Origin of the sequence: Cupriavidus taiwanensis LMG 19424, from assembly GCF_000069785.1 — a bacterium.
GTDB classification, from domain to species: Bacteria; Pseudomonadota; Gammaproteobacteria; order Burkholderiales; family Burkholderiaceae; genus Cupriavidus; species Cupriavidus taiwanensis.
Genome location: NC_010530.1, coordinates 153,143 through 175,000 on the forward strand (window position 1 = coordinate 153,143; position 21,858 = coordinate 175,000).

Genomic DNA, 21,858 nt, shown 5'->3' on the forward strand with positions numbered 1-21,858 from the left:
CGTCGGTTCAGGTGTGGGGTCAGGCGATCGCGGCACGCACCAGCGTGGCGACGCGGTCGATCTCGTCATGCGTGTTGAAGTAGTGCAGCGACACGCGCGCCATGGTTGAAACGCCGTAGCGCGCCAGGATCGCGTCGGCCATGAAATTGCCGGCTTCGATGATGCACTGCTGCGCTTCCAGCGCGGCGACGATGCGGGCCGGGTCGGTGCCGCGCACGTTGAACGGCACGATGCCGATGCGCTGGGCCACGTCGGTCGGGCCGTACAGCTCGAAGCCGGGGATCGACGACAGCCTGGCCACCGCATACTCGGTCAGGTCGCGCACGCGCGCCTCGATGGCGTCGATGCCGATCGCGGCGGCGTAGTCGAGGGCGGTGCCCAGGCCCAGGATGGCCGGCACGATAGGGCAGCCCGCTTCGAAGCGCTTCGCGCCCGGCACCAGCGACGGTGCGCCGGTGGCGCGGTCATAGGCGCCGTTCCACCAGCCCACCAGCATCGGCTCGACCTGGGCGATCAGCGCGCGGCGCACGTACAGGAAGCCGGAGCCCTCGGTCGCGCGCAGCGCCTTGCGGCCGCAGCCGGCGAGGAAATCGCAGCCGAGTTCGGCCACGTCCGAGCGCAGCATGCCCACGCTCTGCGCGCCGTTGACCAGCGACAGCACGCCGTGCTGGCGCGCGATCGCGCAGATCTGCGCGGCGGGCTGCACCGCGCCGCTGGAATTGGGCAGGTGCGAAAAGGTCAGCAGGCGCGTGCGCGGCGTGATGGCCGCGGCAAATGCCTCGGCTGACAGCAGGCCTTCGGCGTCGGCGGCCACCATCTTCACCACGATGCCGTGCGATTGCTCCAGCCGGCGCCACGGCAGCAGGTTGCTCAGCATCTCGGTGTCGGCCACCAGCACTTCATCGCCGGCTTGCCAGCCGATGCCGCGCGCAACGATCGAAATGCTCTCGGTCGCGTTCTTGGTGAAGGCGAGCTCGTCGGCCGCGCAGTTCAGCCATGCGGCCAGCGTGGCCCGCACCGCTTCCACACGCGCATAGGTCGCTTTGCGGAATGCCGGCAGGTAGATGCCGACATGGCCGGTGTCGAGCAGGTAGCTGCGCACGGTGTCGAGCACGGCGTCGGGCGGGATCGAGGCCGCGGCAGTGTCGAGATAGATGGTGGACGCCGTCAGCGGGGTGTCGGCGCGGATTGCCTGGATATCCATGGAACGTCTCGGGAAATGACAGAGGGGCGCAGCACATGCGCCCGCGGGTAGGGCTTACTTCTTCAGCTTGGTGACCGAACCGAAGAAGCTGAACAGGGCGTCGCCCGCGATCACGCCGCCGGCAAAGGCGCTCATCTCGGCCACGTGCCTGTCGCCGCGCAGGCGCTGCAGCACGAAGCGGATCGCCAGGCCCGCCAGCACCGCCCAGCCGGCCAGCGGCGAGGCAATCAGCATGCCGGTGGAGAGCAGGATGCCAAGCTGGCGCTTCGAGCCGCCGAGCCACTGCAGCAGCGCGCCGGGGACGGCCCAGATCATCAGGTTGCGCGCGATCTCGGCCGACGAGCCCGCCTTGATCGACGCCGCGTAGACGCGGTCCACCGGCGGGATCAGGCCCTGCGCGAAGAAGCTGCCGTGGAACACCACCACCACCACCGCGGCCACCGCGAAGCCGATCATCGCGGCCAGGAACTGCTGCTTGCGGCCGGCCAGTTCTGCCTCCATGTCACGGCCTTCGCCGCGCAGCAGGTAGCCGGTCTTGAGGTCGTAGCCCATGTCGGCGAAGGCGGGGCCGGTCGCGGCCGAGAAGCCCACCAGCACTGCCAGCGCCGTGGGCGGGAAGCCGATCAGGATGCCGATGGTCAGCGTGATCAGCGCCACCGCGAAGGCCGGGAACCAGCCCGAGTGCATCGCCGCGATGCCGACGATCAGCTCATGCACGTAGGCGGCAAAGGCGGCGTAGAGCACGAACAGCACCAGCATGCCCAGCGACATGTCGGAGATATGACCGGCCAGCACCGAGATCAGCAGCGCGATAGCCAGGTAGACCAGGAAGCCGCCCGACAGGATGCGGCTGGCGCGTGCGGCCGGGACTTCGATGGTGCGCGCGTCGGCCGCGGGGGCGTGGCGCGCGCGGCGGATTTCATGGGCGACCTGGAACAGGGCGACGATCCCCGCGCCGATCATCAACCCGTGCGGGATATACGCCTTGGCGATGTCGATGCCGGTCAGCGCCACCGAATAGCCGCGCACCAGCAGACCGACGCCGAACATGGTCAGCGCCGCCAGGTTGCCGAGGAACGCCGCGCCGAACGCGGACATCGGCACGCCCAGCCATGCGCCGCCCACGCCCACGGCGATGCCCAGGCCCAGGAAGGCGGCCTTGCGCCCGCCGCGGTCGCCGGCCCAGATGGCCTCGGCGGTGGCGATGCCGGCCGGCCAAGTGCCGGTGGCCGGGAAGATCTTGCTGCCGAACAGGAAGTACAGCATCGCGCCGTCGACGAACATGGCGATCACCGCGCCGATCAGCATCGGCGTGGCCAGCTCGGGCATGCCCATCGCATACGGCACGCCGATCGGGATCATCAGCGAGTTGGCGGCGCCGAAGGTGGCCGAAGAGATCGCGGTCTGCACCAGGTTCTGCCGCTCCAGCACGCGGAAGCGCCGCGTGACCTCGAGCGGGATGCGCGAGAACACGATCGCGATCAGCGCGCCGATGATCGAGGTATTTGCCGAGATCCCCAGCGACACGATCAGCTGCATGCCGATCATGGCGCCGAACACGGACAGCCCGACGGAGACCAGCAGCAGCAAGGGCTCCATGAAGCGCGTCCGTGTCGCGGGCTGCGCCGCCATCGGCGCGTTCAGTTGTGTTGGCATGGTCATGTCTTCCGCCGCTCCCCTTAGTGTTGTCTGGTTTTGTCTGTTGTGTGTGATGCCTGGCGCGCGCTCAGCGCATGAAACCGGCCACCGGGCCGATGGTGCCGCGCGCCGTGCGCAGCGCCTGCAGGCAGCGCGGCGCCGCCTCCGGCGTCAGCCGCTGCAGCGGACCGGCGATGGCCAGCGAGCCCACCACCGCCTGGCTGTCGCGGTGGAACAGCGGCAGCGCCAGCCCGGCCACCGTGGCGGCGGATTCCTCGCAGGTGTAGGCCCAGCCGTCGGCGCGGATCTGCGCCAGCCGCGCTTCCAGCCCTGGCGTGCCGCCGCCGAGCCGGCGCCGCAACGCCTCCGGCTGGAATGCCAGCATGGCCTTGGCATGCGCGCCCGCGTCGAGGGCGAAGCGTTGGCCCACCTCGATCGAAAAGCGCAACTGGTGCTGGCTGTGCGCGATGTCCGTGCACAGGCCGTGGTCACCGTCCAGCCACGACAGGAACACGGTTTCACCGCATTCCCGCGCCAGCGCCTCGAGCGCGGGCTGCACCACCTCGGCCGGCGAGAAGGTCTTGCGCGTGACCTGGCTTAGCTCGAACCAGCGCAGCCCGAGCGCGTAGCGTCCCTGCGCGTCCTGCACCAGGAAGCCGTTGGCGGCGAACGTCGCCAGCACGCGGTGCACCACGGCATGGTGCACGCCGCTGTGGCGGGCCAGTTCGCGCACGCCCCAGCTGGGCTGGCGCACGGTGAAGTGGGTCAACAGCGCCAGCGCGCCGTCCAGGGTCTTGAGCATTGCCGAGCGAAACTTCGAATTGCCTTTGTCTCTATATAAGAGACAACGTCTCTGATACAGAGAAATGCTAGGCCTCGCTGTCACCCGCAACAATCAGGGTTAACGCGCAGTCGTCGCCCGGATCGGGGCGAATATCGACCCATGCGCCCTTGCCTATACTTGGCGCAGGCCGACTGCTACGGGAGGCACCCATGGCTGCGGAAGATCACGGTTACGGCGACGAAGCGGCCCGCATCGCGCACCGTCGCCGCCAGCTCGGCATCGCACCGCGCACGCATGAGGGCGAGCGCAACTGGGCACTGGCGCTGTCCGGAGGCGGCATCCGCAGCGCCACCTTCTGCCTTGGCGTGATGCAGGCGCTGGCCGGCACCGACATGCCGGCCAACGCCACGGCGGCGACGCCGGACAGCGGCAGGCCCCGGACTGCCGGGGCGAGCATCGCCGCCTCGGCGCAGACCGTGCCCGGGCTGGCCTCGCTGCTGGCCCAGTTCGATTACCTCTCCACCGTCAGCGGCGGCGGCTACCTCGGCGCCTTCTTCGTCAGCCTGTTCGTGCCGGGGCGTCTGCGCCGCGGCACCGGCCCGGTCCAGGCCGCGGCCGATGCCTACCACACGCTGCAATGCGAGCCGCCCGGGCGCATCCACACCTCGGTTTCCTATGCGGCCGATCCTGGCCGCGGCGCTGTCGCATGGCTGCGCGAGAACGGCCGCTACCTGTCGCCCACGGGCGCGGGCGACAACCTCTATGCCGCAGCGCTGGTGGCGCGCAACTGGCTGGCGATGCACTACGTGATCGGCAGCGCGCTGCTGGTGGTGCTGGCGCTCCTGGCGCTGCTGCTGCACGTCGCGGCGGGCGCCTGGTACGGCTTCGGACGCTACGAGATGGACCTGCTGCACGATGCACGGCAGGCCTTCAACCAGGGCCAATGCGCGATCTGGTGGAGCCCGGTGCTGTGGCTGCCGCTGGCCACGGCGGTGGTCGGCGCGGTGCCGCCCGGCCTGGCGTACTGGCTGGTCTATCCGCGCGCCGCCGAGCCGCAGGCGCCGGGCCGCTTCTTCAGCCCCGCGCCGATGGTCGCCACGCTGCTGGGACTGCTGTTGCTCGGCGCCGCGTACTGGTCGGAACGGATCGGTGCGCAGCCGTTGCCGGCGCAGCTGTTTGCCGCGTTGGGCGTGCTGACCTGGCTTGGCGTGCTGGCCTGCCTGGTGATGCTGCAGGGCGAGCCGCGCACGGTGTCCGGCTATCGCGTGCGCGCCACGCGCGCGCTGCGCACTGCGGTCACGCTGACGCTGTGGCTGGCGGCACTGGGCGTGGCCGATACCGCCGCGCGCACCACCTACCTGTACGCCCACGCCGCCGGGCATCCGTGGGGCGTGGCCTTGCCCGCGAGCGTGCTGGGCCTGCTGGTCTGGCTGGTGCGCTATGGCGCGCGCTGGTTCGACCCAGGCCGCAAGGGCAGCGCCGGCACGGCCTGGCGCGCACTGTGGGCACGCCTGCCGGTCTCGCTGCTGGCCGGGGCGGCCGCGGCGGTGCTGGCGCTGCTGCTGTACGTATTGTGGTCGTGGCTGGTGCTGTGGGTGCGCTGGAATGGCCGCGAGCCGGTCGACTGGCTGGTGTATGGCACCGCCTACACCGCGCCGGCGCTGGCAACCCTGACGGCGGTGGCACTGGTGCTGGCGCTGGTTGCCGGCCGCTTTACCGGGTTCCTGAACCTGTCCACGCTGCAGCCCTTCTACGCGGCGCGTCTCACGCGCGCCTACCTGGGCGCGTCCAACGGCGAGCGCTTTGCCGCACCCGATCCCGATCCGGCGGCGGACCGGCGCCGGCGCGCGCGCTTCAGCGTGGCCGAGCCCGTGCCCGGCGACCAGCTCAGCCTCAACGCCTACTATGATCCGCACGTGCTGGCGCCGCTGCACCTGATCAACGTGACGCTGAACCTGACCGTCGATCCGGCCGAGCAACTGGTCCAGCGCGACCGCAAGGGCAAGCCGCTGTGCCTGGCACCCGGCGCCGGCCTGCCGCAGCCGGGCGCCGCGAGCGCGATCGCGCCGGATGCCCATGCGCGCTTCACGGTCGACGGCTGGCAGTGCTGCCCGGATCTGTCATGGCCGTCGTCGGGCAAAGCTGGCGCAGTCGCTCACGGTGGGCGACTGGATTGCCATCTCCGGGGCGGCGGTGTCGGCCGGGCTCGGCCGTGCCACCACGCTGGGCACCTCGCTGCTGCTCGGGCTGGCCAACCTGCGGCTGGGCACGTGGTGGCCGTCGTTTCCGGCCAGCCATGCACGCCGCGGCGGGCGCGAGGGCGAGCGCTGGCGCCATCCCGAACGCGCCACGCATCCCTGGCTGGCCGCCGGCATATTCCGCACCCAGTACTACCTGGGGTGCGAGCTGAGTGGCCGCTTCCATGGCACGCGGCGCGGCTGGCAGTACCTGTCGGATGGCGGCCATTTCGACAACACCGGTGTCTACGAGCTGCTGCGCCCGGGCCGCGACGTCGCGCTGATCGTGCTGTGCGACTGCGGGGCCGATCCCGACTATCGCTTCGGCGACCTCGCCAACCTGATCCGCCTCGCGCGCATCGACCATGGCCTGGAGATCGTCGTCGATACCGAGGCCGCCACCACGCATCCGGTGCTGAGCCGCGTCTTCGGCGTGCCGGAGGATTTCCTGCCGGGCGGGGCGGCCAGCGGCCAGCGCGCCGAGAAATGCGCGCTGCTGCTCGACGTGTACCGCACCGACCCGGCTTGCGCGGCGCCGCGGGCGCGCGTCTGCCGCATCGTGCTGATCAAGCCGCGGCTGGTGTCATGGGCGCCGGCCGACGTGCGGCACTATGGCGCCACGCATCCGGACTTTCCGCAGGAGGGCACCGGCGACCAGTTCTTCGACGAGGCGCAATGGGAAAGCTACCGGGCGCTCGGGCATGCGATCGGCCGGCGGGTGCTGGGCGGCGAAGTGGGCAAGGCGCTGCTGGCGTGAACGGGGCGCTGCGCGGGCCTCAGCGCACGAAGCCGATCACGTCTTCCAGCCGGCCACTGGCGTCGCGCAGCGCCTCCAGCAGCCGCGGCACGGCGGCATCGTCCAGCCGCTGCTGCGGCCCGGCGATGGCGACCGAGCCCACCACCGCGCTGCGGTCGCGCGACCATAGGGGCAAGGCAAGGCCGGCGACGCTGGCGGCGGCTTCCTCGCGCGTATGCGCCCAGCCGCGTTCGCGCACGTCGGCCAGTTGCTGCTCGATGCGCTCGCGCTCCAGCGTGGTATGCGGCCCCATGCGCGCCATGCCCTGGCGGTAGACCTCGTCGCGGAAGGCGTCGTCCTGGAACGCCAGCATGGCCTTGGCATGCGCGCCGGCATACAGCGGAAAGCGCTCGCCCAGCTCGATCGAAAAGCGCAACTGGTGCTGGCTGTGCACCAGCCCCACGCACAGGCCTTCATGGCCGTCGAGCCACGACAGGAACACGGTCTCGCCGCTCTGCGCGGCCAGCTTCTCCAGCACCGGGCGCACGATCTCGTCGGGCGAGAAGCTCTTGCGCACCACCTGGCCCAGCTCGAACAGCCGCAGCCCCAGCGAGTACTTGCCGGTGGCCGCGTCCTGCACCAGGAAGCCGTTGGCGGCGAACGTGGCCAGCACGCGGTGCACCACGGCGTAATGCACCCCGCTGTGCTTGGCCAGCTCGCGCACGCCCCAGGTGGGCTGGCGCACGGTGAAGTAGGTCAGCAGGGCCAGTGCGCCGTCCAGTGTCTTGAGAGTCATCGATCGTTCCTTCGCATCGGGCTGAATGGTAAGGGCAAGCGGCGCGCGGCTCAATCCTTGCGCCCGGCCGCATCCAGGCCGCATCCCGTCCGTATCCAGCCGATACCCACGCCGCCCGCAGGGCCGCAAGGCGGCCGCCAGCACGATCCGCGCAGGCTCACTAACATAGCGAACCATCCGCATTGCAGCGGGCGGCGCACGCGTGGCGTACGCCGCCCGCCAGACCACGACATGAATCGCGACTCTCTCCCCGCCGGCAACGGCATCGCCTATTCGGTGCTGGACCTCGCCCCCATCCCGCAAGGCAGCGATGCCGGCCAGGCCATGCGCAACTCGCTCGACCTGGCGCGCCATGCCGAGCAGCTGGGCTACCACCGCTACTGGCTGGCCGAGCACCACAACATGCCCGGCATCGCCAGCGCCGCCACCGCGGTGCTGATAGGCTATGTCGCCAACGGCACGCAGCGCATCCGCGTGGGCTCGGGCGGCGTGATGCTGCCCAACCATTCGCCGCTGGTCATCGCCGAGCAGTTCGGCACGCTGGCCTCGCTCTATCCGGGCCGCATCGACCTGGGACTGGGCCGCGCGCCCGGCACCGACCAGGCCACGGCGCGCGCGCTGCGCCGCCATCTCTCCAGCGACAGCGCCGATACCTTCCCGCAGGACGTGGAAGAGCTCCAGGCGTATTTCGACGACGTGCGCCCCGGGCAGCGGCTGCGCGCGGTCCCCGGGGCGGGACTGAAGGTGCCGATCTGGCTGCTGGGGTCGAGCCTGTTCAGCGCGCAGCTGGCCGCGGCGATGGGGCTGCCGTTCGCCTTTGCCTCGCACTTTGCGCCGGGCTTCATGCGCCAGGCGCTGGACCTGTACCGGCGCACCTTCCGCCCGTCGGAAACCCTGGACCGTCCCTATGTGATGCTTGGCCTCAATGTGTTCGCGGCCGATACCGGGGACGAGGCCCGCCGGCTGTTCAGCTCGCTGCAGCAGCAGTTCCTGGCTCTGGTGCGCGGCACGCCGGGCCAGCTGCGCCCGCCGGTCGACGATATCGAAGCGCTCTGGAACGAGAGCGAGGCGGACCACATCCGGCGTTCGCTGGCTTGTTCGGTGGTGGGTGACCCGGATGCCGTGCGCGCCGGTATGCAGCGCTTTGTCGAGGACCTGCGCCCGGACGAGCTGATGATCACCGGACAGATCTTCGACCACGCGGCGCGCTTGCGTTCGTTCGCCATCGCCGCCGAGGCGGCGCGTACGCTGCGGCCCACCCTCGCGCCCTAAGCCGATACGGCCATGGTATGGCGTGCGCCGCACTTGCGGCGCACCGCCGCGGCCGCGCCGCGCATCCTGTTTGCGCACCGCCGCCGGGCTCGGATACATTAGAAGCCCCCAGACATGACAGAGGCGCGGCCTCCGGCACGCGCACGCAGTCCGCCCGATCCACCGCTTCATGCGAGCCATGCGCGCCGCCGGCGCAGCCCATGGCGCCAAGGGCAGCGACGACAGGAGACAGCGATGGACCTGCGGCAACGCGAGCACATCGAGACGGTGGTCCAGGCCACCACCTACCTATCCCCGCCAGCCCTGCTCGCGGACCGGATCGCGCATGACGCGATCATTCAGAACTCGTGGCGGCGCTGCGTGCACCAGTACGGGCTCGACCCTTCGCGCATGCAGGAGGCCCGCATCCTGCCGCAGACGCGCCTGCGCGAACACCAGGAACGCATCGACGACTTCGCCCGCATCGCGCGCCACGGGCTGCAAAGCCTGCACGCCCAGGTGGCGGCACTGGGCTACGTGGTGCTGCTGACCGATGCCCAGGGCGTGACGGTCGACTATATCGGCGACACCCACAGCGATGCCGCGCTGCGGCACGCGGGCCTCTATCTCGGCGCCGAATGGAGCGAGAGCGGCGCGGGCACCTGCGCGGTCGGCACCGCGCTGGTCACCGGGCAGGCGCTGACGGTGCACCAGGCCGACCATTTCGATGCCACCCATATCCCGCTGACCTGCACCGCCGCGCCGCTGTTCGACACGCATGGCAAGCTGCACGCCATCCTCGACATCTCGGCGCTGGTCTCGCCGCAAGCCAAGGACAGCCAGGGCCTGGCGCTGCAGATGGTGCGCATCTACGCGGCGCATATCGAGAACGCCAATTTCCTGCGGGCGCATCGGCGCGACTGGATCCTGAAGCTGAACGTCGCGCCAGAGTTCGTCGACGTCAACCCGGAATACCTGTTGGCGCTCGACGATGCCGGGCGCATCGTCGGCCACAACCATCGTGCCCGCCTGATGCTGGAGACCGAACTGAGCGGCATGCCGGGCGCCACCGTGCTGGGGCAGCCGTTCGAGACCTTGTTCGACGCCCGGCTGGAAGAGTTGGGCCGCTATGTCTACTCGCGTCCCAGCGAGCAGCGCCTGGTGGCGCTCAACCGCAGCGGCGGCCTGCTGTACCTGAGCGTGATGCCGCCCGCGCTGGGCTGGCAGGCACCCGCGGCGCCGGCGCAGGTAGCGATGCCGGCGCCGCTGGCGGCGCTCAGCGGCGGCGACGCCGCGCTGGCACAGCAACTGGAACGGGCGGCACGCCTGGTCGATTCCCCGATCCACCTGCTGATTCATGGCGAAACCGGCAGCGGCAAGGAGTTCTTCGCCAAGGCGCTGCACCAGGCCAGCGCGCGCCGCGCCGGGCCTTTTGTCGCCGTGAACTGCGCGGCGATACCCGAGACGCTGATCGAGAGCGAGCTGTTCGGCCACCTGCCCAACAGCTTCTCCGGGGCCGGCTCGCGCGGCAAGCGCGGGCTGATCCAGGAGGCCGACGGCGGCACGCTGTTCCTGGACGAGATCGGCGACATGCCGCGCGAGCTGCAGTCGCGGCTGCTGCGCGTGCTCGCCGAGGGCGAGGTGCTGCCGGTGGGCGCCGCGCGCCCGGTGCCGGTACGCCTGTGCGTCATTTCGGCCACGCACCATCGCCTGGAGCAATTGGTGGCCGAAGGCCGCTTCCGCGAGGACCTTTACTACCGCCTGAACGGCGCGCGCTTCGAACTGCCGCCGCTGCGCGCCCGCACGGACCTGGACTGGCTGGTGCGCAAGCTGCTGCAGGAAGGCGCGGGCGAACCGGTGACGCTGTCACCGGCCGCGAGCGAGCGGCTGCGCCGCCACCGCTGGCCGGGCAACCTGCGCGAACTGCGCAACGTGCTGGAATACGCGCGCGCGGTCTGCAGCGGCGGCTATATCGACGTGCACGACCTGCCCGATGCCGTCGCCGGCACCGCCGAACCGGCTGCCGTAGCGGCCCAGCCAGCATCAGCCGATCGCGCCCCGGAGCACGGCACCGCCGCCCCGTTCGATCCGCACCAACTGCCCCCGGAGGGCATGCTGCTGATGCAGTACCTGCGCGCCTCGGGCTGGAACCTGAGCGCGGTCGCGCGCCAGATCGGCATCAGCCGCATGACGCTGTACCGGCGCATGGAGCGCTACGGCATCCAATCGCCTAACCGGCGCGACGGCGGGGAGCAGGCGTAGGGCCGGGCTGGCTACGCGCGCAGGCCGCGCGCAGCGCATCGGCCAGCAGCCGCATGCCCGGCGTGGACGCGCGACGCTTGCGCGTAATCAGGCCATATGGCACCAGCCGGCCCCGCAGCGCTACCGGCAGGATCGCCAGCGCGCCCAGCGCGGCAAAATAGCGCGCGATCGCGTCGGGCACGACCGCCACGCGCTCGCTGGCGGCCAGCAAGGGCAGCGTTGCCATGATGGATGAGGTTTCAATGACATCCTCGGGCGGCGGCACGCGCGCGTCGCGGAAGGCCTGGTCAATGATCTGCCGCATCGGGCTGGCAGCGGGCTGGATGATCCAGGGACAGCCCGCCAGCGACGCCAGCCGCACGGCACGCTTGCCGGCCTGCGGGTGTGCGGGGCCGGCTACGATCGACAAGGTCTCCTCGCCCAGCGGCTCGAACACCAGGTCTTGCGCCAGCACATCCGCCGGGATGCGGCCCACGACTACGTCGAGGGCATCCTGTCGCAGCGCCTGCACCAGGACGTCGCTGGTATCCACCTGCAGCGAGATGTGCAGTTGCGGGTAGTGCGCCTTCAGGCCGTTGATGGTGCCGCTGAGCAGACCGGGCACCGGCGCGAGGATGGCGCCGATCCGCACCTTGCCGACCACGCCCACGGCGATCGCGGCAAACTCGTCGCGCAGCGCATCGAGATCGGACAGCACCACGCGCGCGTAGCGGATCAGCGCTTCGCCGAACAGCGTCGGTGCGATGCCGCGGGCGTGGCGCGTGAACAGCAGCGCGCCGACGATGTCCTCCAGTTCTTGCAGCGCCTTGGTGGCCGCCGGCTGGGTCAACGCCAGTTCATCCGCGGCACCGCGCAGCGTGCCATGGCCGGCCAGTGCCAGCACCAGGCGCAGATGGCGCATTTGCAGGCGTTTGCGCAGCGTGGCGGCGCTGGACAACAGGTTCTGTGGCTGGGACATGGCGGGGTGTGAGCGTCACGTCCTTATAGCATGCACGCGGCCGGCGCGGCCGATGGCTCAGCAGGATCCGAACTATCCTACCGGTGGCTGCGCCATGTCCGCACGCGCAATGCGGTAGAAGCGCGCCGCATTCTCCGCCAGCACGCGGATCCGCGCCGCAGGGTCGGGCAAGGCCTCGCATACGGTGCCGAGCACCGTGCCGAAACTGGCGCTCAGCGAGGCGACCGGCAGGTTGCTGCCAAACATGGCGCGCTCATGGCCGAAGATGGCCAGCGTCTCGCGCACGATGCGGCGGTTGCCCGCCGCATCCCAGCGGCCGCCGGGCAGCCCGAACTCGGACAGCTTGACCATTACGTTGGGGCAGGCGGCGAGCGCCTCCATGCCGCGGCGCCAATGCGCCAGGCCGGCGTCGGAGCGGTCCAGCGGCAGGCCGGTGTGGTTCAGCGCAATGCGCAGCTCCGGCAGAGCGGCGGCCACCTGCGCCGCCTCGGCCAGGTGCCAGAACGGCACGCGCAAGTCCCATGACAGCCCGTGGCGCGGCAGGCGCGCGAGATCATCCAGCCAGGCCTGGTCCTGCATGGAACCGGCCTTGGCGGCCACCGCTTCGCCCGGCTTGCTGGCGGTCAGCGGCTTGCAGCGGATGCCACGTACCCGCGCAAAGCTCGCCTGCCGCGCAAGCACTGCGGCGCAGCCGGACGTGCCGAACGGTGCGTAGGCCACCACCGCGGCGGCCATGCCTTGCGGCCAGCCGGGCTCGTGCAGCCAGGCGGTTTCGGCGACCGCCTCGCTGCGGTCGCGTTCGGCCTCGACATGCACCGTGGCCAGCACGGTGACGTGGCCGTCCTCATGCGTATCTTGCCGGTACTGCGCCGGCAGGTAGTCGTGCCGCAGCGCCCGATTGTCGCCAAGGAAAAACGCGGCCGGCTCGCAGGCGTCCTGCAGCCAGGGATAATGCCCGCGATCCAGCCGCCACAGGTGGTGATGGGCATCGACGATGGCCAGCGGCGCGCCGCCGCACGCCAGGCCGCGCGTCATCGGCAACGCTCCGGCAAGGTTGCCGCCAGGACCGCGGCCAACACCAGCGCCCCGGCCAACAGGTAGACACCTGCACCGGCATCGACATGCTGGATCAGCAGTCCGACCGCGTACGGCCCGCAGAACCCGCCGAGATTGCCGAGCGCATTGATCAGGCCGCGCGCCACGCCGGCGTCGTCCGCCGCCAGCAGCCGGGGCGGCAAGGTCCAGAACACGCCCGCCGCGGCCTGCAGGCAGACGCCGCTGCCAACCAGCAGGCCATAGGCCAGCCAGGTGTTGGCGTGGAACCAGACCGAACCGGCCAGGCACGCGGCAAATGCCAGCAGCGGCCACGTCACGAAGGCGCGCCGGCGCCCGCTGCGGTCTGACCAGGCGGACACCAGCAAGATGCCTGCCATGGTGCCCACATACGGCAACATGGCCAGCAAGCCCACTTGTCCCATGTCCCCGTGGGTCAAGTTCTTGAGGATGGTGGGCAGCCACAGGGTGTAGCCGTAGATGCCCATCTGGTACAGGAAATTCAGGGCGATCAGGCGCCAGATCACGGCATCGCGCAGCAGCCGTGCCAGCACCGAGTGCGTGGCCGGCGCCCTTGCCGGCGCGGCGTGCTGCTGCTCCGCATGCAGCCGGCCCAGCACATAGTCGCGTTCGGCCGCGCTGATCCACCTGGCTTCCTGCGGACGGTCGCAGGCCAGCAGCCACCAGAGGGCCAGGCACAGGGCCGAGATCAGGCCCTCGATGATAAACAGCCAGCGCCAGTCGAGCGCGGCGATCACCAGCCCCGACAGCGGGGCGGTGATCATTCCCGCTATCGGCACGAACAGGATCACCAGTGCATTGGCGCGGCCGCGCTCATGGTCCGGAAACCAGTTGCCGATCATGGTCAGCACCACCGGCAGCATGCCGCCCTCGGCCACGCCGAGCGCAAAGCGCAGGATCAGCAGTTCGGTCTGGTTGCGCACCAGTCCGGTCAGCACCGACAGCACCGCCCACGCCAGCATCGACCAGGCGATAAACCTGCGGCCGCTGCCGCGCACGGCCAGCTTGCCGCCGGGGATTTGCAGGAACAGATAGCCGGCAAAGAAGATGCCGCCGGCGAGGCCCGCCATGCCGGCGCCGATGCCGAGCGCTTCGCTCATGCCGCCGGGCATGGCAAAGGCGATATTGACGCGGTCCATATAGGACACGATGCACACCATCAGGATGGGCGGGATCACCCGCCACCAGCGCTGGGCCGGAATGCCGGTGCGGGAATCGAGGACGGGCGTGCAGGCGCCGCCCGCGGGTTGCGAAATGGTCATGGTCTCCTCCAGGGCTGCCGTCAGCGAGTGCGCCGGGGCTGCGGCACCTTGTCTGGGTTGGGGGGCAATTCGCGCGGCAGCGCCAGGATCGCCAGCCCATCCGGCTCCTTGCCGGTGGCAAAGGCGTGGCGCAAGGTGAGCGTGCGCAGGTCGAGCACGCCGACGCTGTTGTCATTCAGGGCGAGCCAGGCGCGGCCGGGGTCGGCGGGATGGAAGGCCAGCGCGATGGGTTTCGCGCCGGTATCGACCCGGGCCAGTTCTGCCAGCGTGTACGGGTCGAAGAAACGCAAGCTGCGCTCGCCATAGTTCAGCGCGATCAGCCGCTTGCAGGGCGACCAGTAGAGCCGTGTCGGATCCTCGCCGGTTGCGGCCGTACCCAATTCTGCGAGGGTATGGGCGTCCAGCTGCGTGATGCGGTGCTCATCCCGGCTGGCAACGTAGAGCATGGCTTCGTCGGGGCTCAGGCAGCAGCCTTCCGGGCGCCGGCCGGCATGCACGGCCAGCGGCTGGCGCGTGGCGTCGTGGGGATGAACCAGCGTCACGGTGTGCGACAGCAGGCTGGTGACATAGGCACGCTGGCCGTCGCGCGACAGCACGAACAAGTGGCTCTTGACGCCGCCGGAAGGCACCGCGCGGTCCGGCGTGTGCCGTGACGACGGCACTTCGAACACCAGCAGCATGTTGTCGCGCTCGCTCAGCGCGTAGACGCGGCCCCGCGCATCGAGCTGCAGGCCGTGGATGCGATGCCATGGCGCGCAGCCCAGCACGCCATGCCGCTCGCCGCGGACCAGGTCGACCGCGATCACCGCCGCGCCGCCATCGCCGGGATGGGCAAAGGTCTGCACGCCGTAGTGGCCGACATAGCCCAGCAGCCGGTCGCGGTCGATGGCGAATTCGTGGGGGTATTCCGGCAGCGGCACGGTAAAGCGGCGTGCCCCGGTCTGCAGGTCATAGGCACTGAAGCTGTGGCCGAATTTTTCCACCAGTACCGCGGTCCAGCGGTTATCCATGTCGTCTCCTCGTCGTCTTCGCCGGGGGCGGCGAAGCTCGCTATGGCGAGGACGAAAGTCTGGCGCAGGCAGCTGCACCGAACCATTGAATATTGGCTATTCAGGTATTCCCGCCAGTAATCGGCGCGGGTGGGGCCGGTCATGGTGATACGAGTGTCCAGCCTGTACACCTGCACTGTGACACCTGTCTCGCCGTGGTGGTCGTCCGAGCCGCCGGTCTGGCGAAAGCGCAGCGGTTTTTGCGGGTTATCCCTGAAGTCGGATGCACCGCAACGCCCGGATTTCGCCATCGCGATGCCATCCGGCCACTGGCACAGCCATTGCAAATACGCCTGTCACGACAACGACAACACAGGAGACAGGCTATGGGGCAGCCCAGGTTCGCCGATGCGCCGCTGGTCGGCATCATCGCCAATCCGGTTTCGGCGCGCGACATCCGCCGCGTGATCGCCAACGCCAACAGCCTGCAGCTGGCTGACCGCGTCAATATCGTGCTGCGCCTGCTGGCCGCGCTGTCGTCCTGCGGCGTGCGGCGCGTGCTGATGATGCCCGACCGCGAAGGGCTGCGCGTCATGCTGGCGCGGCACCTGGCGCACCGCCAGGGGCCCGACTCGAGCCTGCCCGAGGTCGCGTATCTCGACATGCCAGTGGCCTCGCGCGTCGACGACACGCTGCACGCCGCGCGCTGCATGGCCGATGCGGGCGTGGCCGCGATCATCGTGCTGGGCGGCGACGGCACCCACCGCGCCGTGGTGCGCGAATGCGGCGCGGTGCCGATCGCGGGCCTTTCGACCGGCACCAACAATGCCTACCCCGAGATGCGCGAGCCCACCGTCACCGGGCTCGCCACCGGCCTCTATGCCACCGGCCGCATTCCCGCCAGCCAGGCGCTGGCGTCGAACAAGCGCCTGGACATCGTCATCCGCGACGGCAATGGCACCTTCCGCCGCGACATCGCGCTGGTCGATGCCGTGATCTCGCACGAACACTTCATCGGCGCGCGCGCACTGTGGAAGACCGACACGCTGGCCGCGGTCTACGTGTCGTTTGCCGATCCCGAAGCGATCGGGCTGTCGTCGATTGCCGGCTTGCTCGAGCCGGTGGGTCGGCGCGATGCGGGCGGCCTGGCGATCGAACTGGCGGCGCCGGGCGCGGGTGAATTCGAACTAAGCGCGCCGATCGCGCCCGGCCTGATGTGCACCGTGCCGATTGCCGGCTGGCAGCGCCTCGCGCACGGCCGCCCGCATCGCGTGCGCCAGCGCAGCGGCGTCGTCGCGCTGGACGGCGAGCGCGAGCTGACCTTTGGTCCGGACGATGAGGTCACCGTCACGCTGCACGACCACGCCTTTCGCAGCATCGACGTCGCCGCGTGCATGCGCCACGCGGCGCGCCACCACCTGATGCGCAGCGTGCCGCAGCACGCCATGGCCTGAGTACGCCGGCCAAGCGTCCCCGCTTTTCTTGAAGTGCAACACCTGAAAACGAAGGAGACAGACATGACAGCCAGAGCCTCACACGACCCTGCCGCGCTGCCGCTCGACAAGGAGACGCTGCTGACGGTGTACCGCAAGATGCGCACCATCCGCGATTTCGAGGAACGCCTGCACGTGGACTTCGCGCGCGGCGACATCCCGGGCTTCGTCCACCTGTATGCGGGCGAGGAAGCCGCGGGCGTCGGCATCCTGCACCACCTGCACGACGGCGACCGCATCGCCAGCACGCACCGCGGCCATGGCCACTGCATTGCCAAGGGCGTCGACCCGGTGGCGATGATGAAGGAGATCTACGGCAAGAAGGGCGGCTCGTGCAACGGCAAGGGCGGCTCGATGCATATCGCCGACCTGTCCAAGGGCATGATGGGCGCCAACGGCATCCTCGGCGCGGGCGCGCCGCTGATTTGTGGCGCAGCGCTGGCAGCGAAGTTCCGCGGCAAGGGCGAGGTCGGCATCACCTTTTGCGGCGACGGTGCTTCCAACCAGGGCACCTTCCTGGAAAGCCTGAACCTGGCTGCGGTGTGGAACCTGCCGGTGATCTTCGTGATCGAGAACAACGGCTACGCCGAATCGACTTCGCGCGACTACGGCACCGCGGTGGACAGCTACGTCGACCGCGCCGCGGGCTTCGGCATCCCGGGCGTGACCGTCGACGGCACCGATTTCTTCGCGGTCCACGAAGCCGCGGGCGAAGTCATCCGCCGCGCGCGCGAAGGCGGCGGGCCGTCGCTGCTCGAATGCAAGATGGTCCGCTTCTACGGCCACTTCGAAGGCGATGCGCAGACCTACCGCGCCGCCGGCGAACTCGACGACATCCGCGCCAACAAGGATTGCCTGAAGCTGTTCGGCCGCACCGTGACGCAAGCCGGCGTGGTCGCGCGCGAAGAGCTCGACGCCATCGACCGCGAAGTCGCCGCATTGATCGAGCACGCCGTGCAGGAAGCCAAGGCGGCGCCCCAGCCGGGCCCGGAAGACCTGCTGACCGACGTCTACGTCAGCTACTGATCCGCCACGCGCAAACCAATTATCAGGAGACAGACATGGCTCGCAAACTGAGCATCAAGCTGGCGATCAACGAGGCGATCGACCAGGAAATGACCCGCGACCCCAGCGTCATCATGCTGGGCGAGGACATCGTCGGCGGCGCCGGCGCGGACGGCGAGAAGGACGCCTGGGGTGGCGTGCTGGGCGTGACCAAGGGCCTGTACGCCAAGCACGGCGACCGGCTGCTGGACACGCCGCTGTCCGAGTCCGCCTACGTGGGCGCGGCCATCGGCGCCGCGGCCTGCGGCATGCGGCCCATCGCGGAGCTGATGTTTATCGACTTCATGGGCGTGTGCTTCGACCAGATCTTCAACCAGGCCGCCAAGTTCCGCTACATGTTCGGCGGCAAGGCCGAGACCCCCGTGGTGATCCGCGCCATGGTGGGCGCGGGCTTCCGCGCCGCCGCGCAGCACAGCCAGATGCTGACGCCGCTGTTCACGCATATCCCCGGCCTGAAGGTGGTGTGCCCGTCCACGCCGTACGACACCAAGGGCCTGCTGATCCAGGCAATCCGCGACAACGACCCGGTGATCTTCTGCGAGCACAAGAACCTCTATGGCCTGGAGGGCGACGTGCCGGAAGGCGCCTATGCGATCCCGTTCGGCGAGGCCAATATCGTGCGCGACGGCAAGGACGTGACCATCGTCACCTACGGGCTGATGGTGCATCGCGCGCTGGAAGCGGCGGCGACGCTGGCCAAGGAGGGTATCGAGGCCGAGATCGTCGACCTGCGCACGCTCTCGCCGCTGGACATGGATACGGTTCTGGAGTCGGTCGAGAACACCGGCCGCCTGGTGGTGGTGGACGAGGCCAGCCCGCGCTGCAATATCGCCACCGATATCTCCGCGCAGGTCGCGCAGCAGGCCTTCGGTGCGCTCAAGGCCGGCATCGAGATGGTGTGCCCGCCGCATACGCCGGTGCCGTTCTCACCCACGCTGGAAGACCTGTATATCCCCAGCGCGGCGCAGATCGCCAACGCCGCGCGCAAGACCGTGAAGGGAGGCAAGCACTGATGGCCACGCCTGCAATTACCCCGATCGTGATGCCCAAATGGGGCCTGTCGATGAAGGAAGGCACGGTCAATGCCTGGCTGGTCGACGAAGGCACCGAGATCACCGTGGGCATGCCGATCCTCGATGTGGAAACCGACAAGATCGCCAATGCGGTGGAGGCGCCCGACGCGGGCACGCTGCGCCGCAAGGTGGCGCAGGCCGGCGACGTGCTGCCGGTGAAGGCGCTGCTGGGCGTGCTGGCCCCTGGGGAGGTGAGCGATGCGCAGATCGATGAATACGTCGCGGCTTATGAAACGCCGGCGGACGATAGTGGCGACGAGGATGCCGCCAGCGCGTACCAGTTTGCCGAGGTCGACGGCATCCGGGTCCGCTATGCCCGCAAGGGCAACGGCGCCCAGACCGTGCTCTTCATCCACGGCTTTGGCGGAGACCTGGACAACTGGCTGTTCAACCTCGACCCCCTGGCCGACGCGTACACCGTGGTGGCGCTCGACCTGCCCGGCCACGGACAGTCGTCGCCGCGGCTCGCGGGCACGACGCTGGCACAGATGGCCGGCTTTGTAGCGCGCTTCATGGACGAGGCCGGGATCGAGGCGGCGCACGTGGTCGGCCACTCGATGGGCGGCGGCGTGGCCGCGCAGCTGGCGGTGGATGCGCCGCAGCGGGTGCTGTCGGTGGCGCTGGTGTCGCCGGTGGGCTTCGGCGAGGCCGTCAACAGCGACTATACCGATGGCTTCGTCAAGGCGCAGTCGCGGCGCGAACTCAAGCCCGTGGTCGAACTGCTGTTTGCCGACCCGGGGCTGGTGAGCCGGCAGATGCTGGACGACCTGTTGCGCTACAAGCGGCTCGATGGCGTCGACGAGGCGTTGGCCGCGCTCGGCCAGGGCCTGTTCGGCGGCGGCCGGCAGAGTGAGCAGCCGGGGCAGCGCCTGGCCGACAGCGGCAAGCGGGTGCTGGTGGTGTGGGGCGCCCAGGACCGCATCATCCCGGCTGGGCATGCCGAGGCGGCGCCGCCCGGCGCTAACGTCAAGGTCTTTGCCGATGCCGGCCACATGAGCCAGATGGAGAAGGCCAACGACTTCAACGCGCTGCTAAGGCAGCACCTCGGCGGCTGACGCCGCGGCGCGGGCGGCCGCATGCGCTGCCGCCCGCCTTTGTCGAATCCACCGAATCACGACGACGTTTTCTCATGAGCACAGAACTGAAGACCCGCCTTGCCCAGATCAACAAGCAGTTCGCCGCGCTCGCGCAAGTTCAGCCGGCGGCAATGAGCGCATTCCAGGGCCTGATGAAGGCCGCCACGCAGGAAGGCAGCCTGCCGGCCTCCGTCAAGGAACTGGTCGCGGTGGCGCTGGCCGTGCAAAAGGGCTGCGACGACTGCGTGCTGTTCCACACGGCGCAGGCATTGTGCCACGGCGCCGCGCGCGAGCAACTGGCCGAAGTGCTGGCACTCAATATCGAGATGGGCGGCGGCCCGGGCGCGATGTATGCGTCGAAAGCTCTGGCCTATTTCGATGCGCTCAACGGCTAGCGTTGCTACACTCGGCGCATTGCCAATCCCGGGCGGGTGCCAGCCGATGCCGTTTGGTTTTGTCGAGATCATTGCCGCCGGCCACGCCGGCAGCGACCCGCTGCAGGACGAACTGGCGCTGCTGGAGCTTGCTGCCCAGGGCCGGCACGTGGCGCAGTTATGGGAGGCACCGTTGTCCCTGGTGGTACCGCGCACCTACCTGCGCCACGCGGCGCTGGAAACAGCGCGCGCCGATTTCGCCCGGCAGGGGTGTCCGGTGTTCCTGCGCATGTCCGGCGGCGGACTGGTTCCACAGGGACCCGGCATCCTCAACCTGAGCCTGGCTTACCCCGTCGGACAGCCGCCAGGCGCGCTCAGCGACGCGGTCTACCTGCACCTGTGCGCCGTGATCGCCGGCGCGCTGTGCCCGCTCGGCATCGAGACCCACTGGCAGGCGGTGGCCGGGTCGTTTTGCGACGGCCGCTACAACCTCGCCTGGGGTCCGCCCGAAGCCGCCCGCAAGATCGCGGGCACGGCCCAGTACTGGCGGCGCGCGCCAGCGGCCATGCAGGCGGCCGACGGCCAGCGCCACCTGGTGCTGGCCCACGCGGTGCTGCTGGTCAACGCCGACCCGCAGCTGATCAATGCGCGCGCCAATGCCTTCGAGGCGGCCATCGGCAGCGAGCGGCGTTATGACGCGAGCAAGGTCGTCAGCGTGCGCGAGGCGCTCCTGGCCTGCGGGCGTGCCGCGCCGGACGATGCCGCGCTGATGGCGGAGGTCTCGGACGCGCTGCGCTGGAGCCTCGGGCAGCATCCGGCGCCGGCCTAATCCTTCGCCGCGGTGCCTGGCAAGAAGCGGATGTCGCCGTACCAGGCGCGGGCCGAGGCATGGGTATTGTCGGTGTCGGTCATGATGCCGTAGGCCTTGAGCGGTCCGGGCGGCTCGCGGAATACGCGTTCATAGTCCCGTGCCACGTTGCGCCGCAGGTCCTGCCATTTGCCGGCATCGCCCGCGCCGGAGACCACGATCATCTGCACGCGACCGGTATGCGGATTCGGGATGACGGTGCCGGGCGCCGCACTGGTCGACCACACATACATCAGCGTGGCATAGGGCAGTTCCTCGCCGGCCACGGTCCTGGCCAGCTGTATCGCGGCGCGATCGCCCAGCGAGAGCTTGCTGGTGTCGCCGTCGAAGAAGAACACCAGCCGGGCCGGCGCGTCCTCGCGTGCGCCGTCGCGGTTGTCGGCGCCGGGTATGGCCGCCTCGGCCTTCCAGCGCCAGGCGACCACGGGGGTACGCGCCAGATCCACGTCGCCGGCGTGCATCAGCGCGGATGCCGAGCCATTGGCTTGCGCCCGCAGCACCGTCGTACCGCCATCGGCCACCAGTTCGTACTCGGTCCTGGCCTTGCCTTCGGCCACTGGTAAATTTTTCCAGTCCGTCGGCAGCGCACCGCCCGGCTTGCGCTCGGAAAGCACGAGTCCAGGCTTGCCGCCTTGCGCGGGCGCGGGAAGCGAGGCAAGCAGCAGGGTGGCGCACAGGGCGAGGCGCAAGGCAGCGGAGGTCTTCATGGCGGATCAGC

The 21,858-nt window shown here is 69.8% G+C and carries 17 protein-coding genes and 1 pseudogene; 9 read left to right on the plus strand and 9 right to left on the minus strand.

Annotation, left to right across the window (positions count from 1 at the left end; translation table 11 throughout):
* Positions 1-19: 19 nt before the first annotated feature.
* The 3 genes from RALTA_RS16455 to RALTA_RS16465 all read right to left on the minus strand — a co-directional run bounded on the left by RALTA_RS16455 (position 20) and on the right by RALTA_RS16465 (position 3,644).
* Positions 20-1,204 carry an aminotransferase class V-fold PLP-dependent enzyme gene (locus tag RALTA_RS16455; protein WP_012355001.1) on the minus strand — a complete coding sequence of 395 codons (1,185 nt, stop codon included), beginning with the start codon at positions 1,202-1,204 and terminating at the stop codon, positions 20-22.
* 54 nt (positions 1,205-1,258) lie between these two features.
* Complete coding sequence (locus RALTA_RS16460; RefSeq protein ID WP_012355002.1) at positions 1,259-2,866, minus strand: OPT/YSL family transporter; 1,608 nt, start codon at positions 2,864-2,866, stop codon at positions 1,259-1,261.
* Positions 2,867-2,930: 64 nt separating this feature from the next.
* Complete coding sequence (locus RALTA_RS16465) at positions 2,931-3,644, minus strand: IclR family transcriptional regulator (RefSeq protein ID WP_012355003.1); 714 nt, start codon at positions 3,642-3,644, stop codon at positions 2,931-2,933.
* Between the two features lie 191 nt (positions 3,645-3,835).
* Between RALTA_RS16465 and RALTA_RS31090 the strand changes: the two are divergent.
* Positions 3,836-6,620: pseudogene (locus RALTA_RS31090) on the plus strand (hypothetical protein).
* A gap of 19 nt (positions 6,621-6,639) precedes the next feature.
* Here the strand turns inward: RALTA_RS31090 and RALTA_RS16475 are convergent.
* A complete protein-coding gene (locus RALTA_RS16475) occupies positions 6,640-7,395 on the minus strand; it encodes an IclR family transcriptional regulator (RefSeq protein WP_012355004.1) in 756 nt (251 codons plus the stop codon).
* A gap of 231 nt (positions 7,396-7,626) precedes the next feature.
* Between RALTA_RS16475 and RALTA_RS16480 the strand changes: the two genes are divergently transcribed.
* Together RALTA_RS16480 and RALTA_RS16485 are read left to right on the plus strand one after the other, a co-directional pair.
* Positions 7,627-8,667: an LLM class flavin-dependent oxidoreductase gene (locus tag RALTA_RS16480; protein ID WP_012355005.1), complete on the plus strand. Its 1,041-nt coding sequence runs from the start codon at positions 7,627-7,629 to the stop codon at positions 8,665-8,667.
* A 234-nt stretch (positions 8,668-8,901) separates the two neighbouring features.
* Positions 8,902-10,908, plus strand: coding sequence for a sigma-54-dependent Fis family transcriptional regulator (locus tag RALTA_RS16485; RefSeq protein ID WP_012355006.1), 2,007 nt, complete (start codon positions 8,902-8,904; stop codon positions 10,906-10,908).
* Here RALTA_RS16485 and RALTA_RS16490 read toward each other — a convergent pair.
* From RALTA_RS16490 to RALTA_RS16505, 4 genes are all read right to left on the minus strand, one after another.
* Entirely contained in the window at positions 10,877-11,866 is a 990-nt protein-coding gene (locus RALTA_RS16490; RefSeq protein WP_012355007.1) for a LysR family transcriptional regulator, read from the minus strand. The genes RALTA_RS16485 and RALTA_RS16490 overlap by 32 nt on opposite strands.
* 72 nt (positions 11,867-11,938) lie before the next feature.
* Complete coding sequence (locus RALTA_RS16495; protein ID WP_012355008.1) at positions 11,939-12,901, minus strand: amidohydrolase family protein; 963 nt, start codon at positions 12,899-12,901, stop codon at positions 11,939-11,941.
* Positions 12,898-14,202, minus strand: coding sequence for an MFS transporter (locus RALTA_RS16500; RefSeq protein ID WP_012355009.1), 1,305 nt, complete (start codon positions 14,200-14,202; stop codon positions 12,898-12,900). Before RALTA_RS16500 ends, RALTA_RS16495 begins: the two co-directional genes overlap by 4 nt.
* Before the next feature lie 20 nt (positions 14,203-14,222).
* Complete coding sequence (locus RALTA_RS16505) at positions 14,223-15,212, minus strand: YncE family protein (RefSeq protein ID WP_012355010.1); 990 nt, start codon at positions 15,210-15,212, stop codon at positions 14,223-14,225.
* Positions 15,213-15,577: 365 nt separating this feature from the next.
* Here RALTA_RS16505 and RALTA_RS16510 point away from each other — a divergent pair, with 365 nt between their 5' ends.
* From RALTA_RS16510 to RALTA_RS16535, 6 genes are all read left to right on the plus strand, one after another.
* A complete protein-coding gene (locus RALTA_RS16510; protein ID WP_012355012.1) occupies positions 15,578-16,645 on the plus strand; it encodes an ATP-NAD kinase family protein in 1,068 nt (355 codons plus the stop codon).
* A gap of 63 nt (positions 16,646-16,708) precedes the next feature.
* Positions 16,709-17,710: a thiamine pyrophosphate-dependent dehydrogenase E1 component subunit alpha gene (locus tag RALTA_RS16515; RefSeq protein ID WP_041232417.1), complete on the plus strand. Its 1,002-nt coding sequence runs from the start codon at positions 16,709-16,711 to the stop codon at positions 17,708-17,710.
* A 35-nt stretch (positions 17,711-17,745) separates the two neighbouring features.
* A complete protein-coding gene (locus tag RALTA_RS16520; protein ID WP_012355014.1) occupies positions 17,746-18,762 on the plus strand; it encodes an alpha-ketoacid dehydrogenase subunit beta in 1,017 nt (338 codons plus the stop codon).
* The gene (locus RALTA_RS16525; protein WP_012355015.1) at positions 18,762-19,877 is read left to right on the plus strand and encodes an acetoin dehydrogenase dihydrolipoyllysine-residue acetyltransferase subunit; all 1,116 of its coding nucleotides are present in this window, start codon (positions 18,762-18,764) and stop codon (positions 19,875-19,877) included. Before RALTA_RS16520 ends, RALTA_RS16525 begins: the two co-directional genes overlap by 1 nt.
* A 74-nt stretch (positions 19,878-19,951) precedes the next feature.
* A complete protein-coding gene (locus RALTA_RS16530) occupies positions 19,952-20,293 on the plus strand; it encodes a carboxymuconolactone decarboxylase family protein (RefSeq protein ID WP_012355016.1) in 342 nt (113 codons plus the stop codon).
* A 46-nt stretch (positions 20,294-20,339) separates the two neighbouring features.
* Positions 20,340-21,101, plus strand: coding sequence for a lipoate--protein ligase family protein (locus tag RALTA_RS16535; protein ID WP_012355017.1), 762 nt, complete (start codon positions 20,340-20,342; stop codon positions 21,099-21,101).
* Here the strand turns inward: RALTA_RS16535 and RALTA_RS16540 are convergent.
* Entirely contained in the window at positions 21,098-21,847 is a 750-nt protein-coding gene (locus RALTA_RS16540; RefSeq protein ID WP_041232418.1) for a DUF3047 domain-containing protein, read from the minus strand. The two genes, RALTA_RS16535 and RALTA_RS16540, sit on opposite strands and share 4 nt — an antisense overlap.
* Positions 21,848-21,858: the final 11 nt, after the last annotated feature.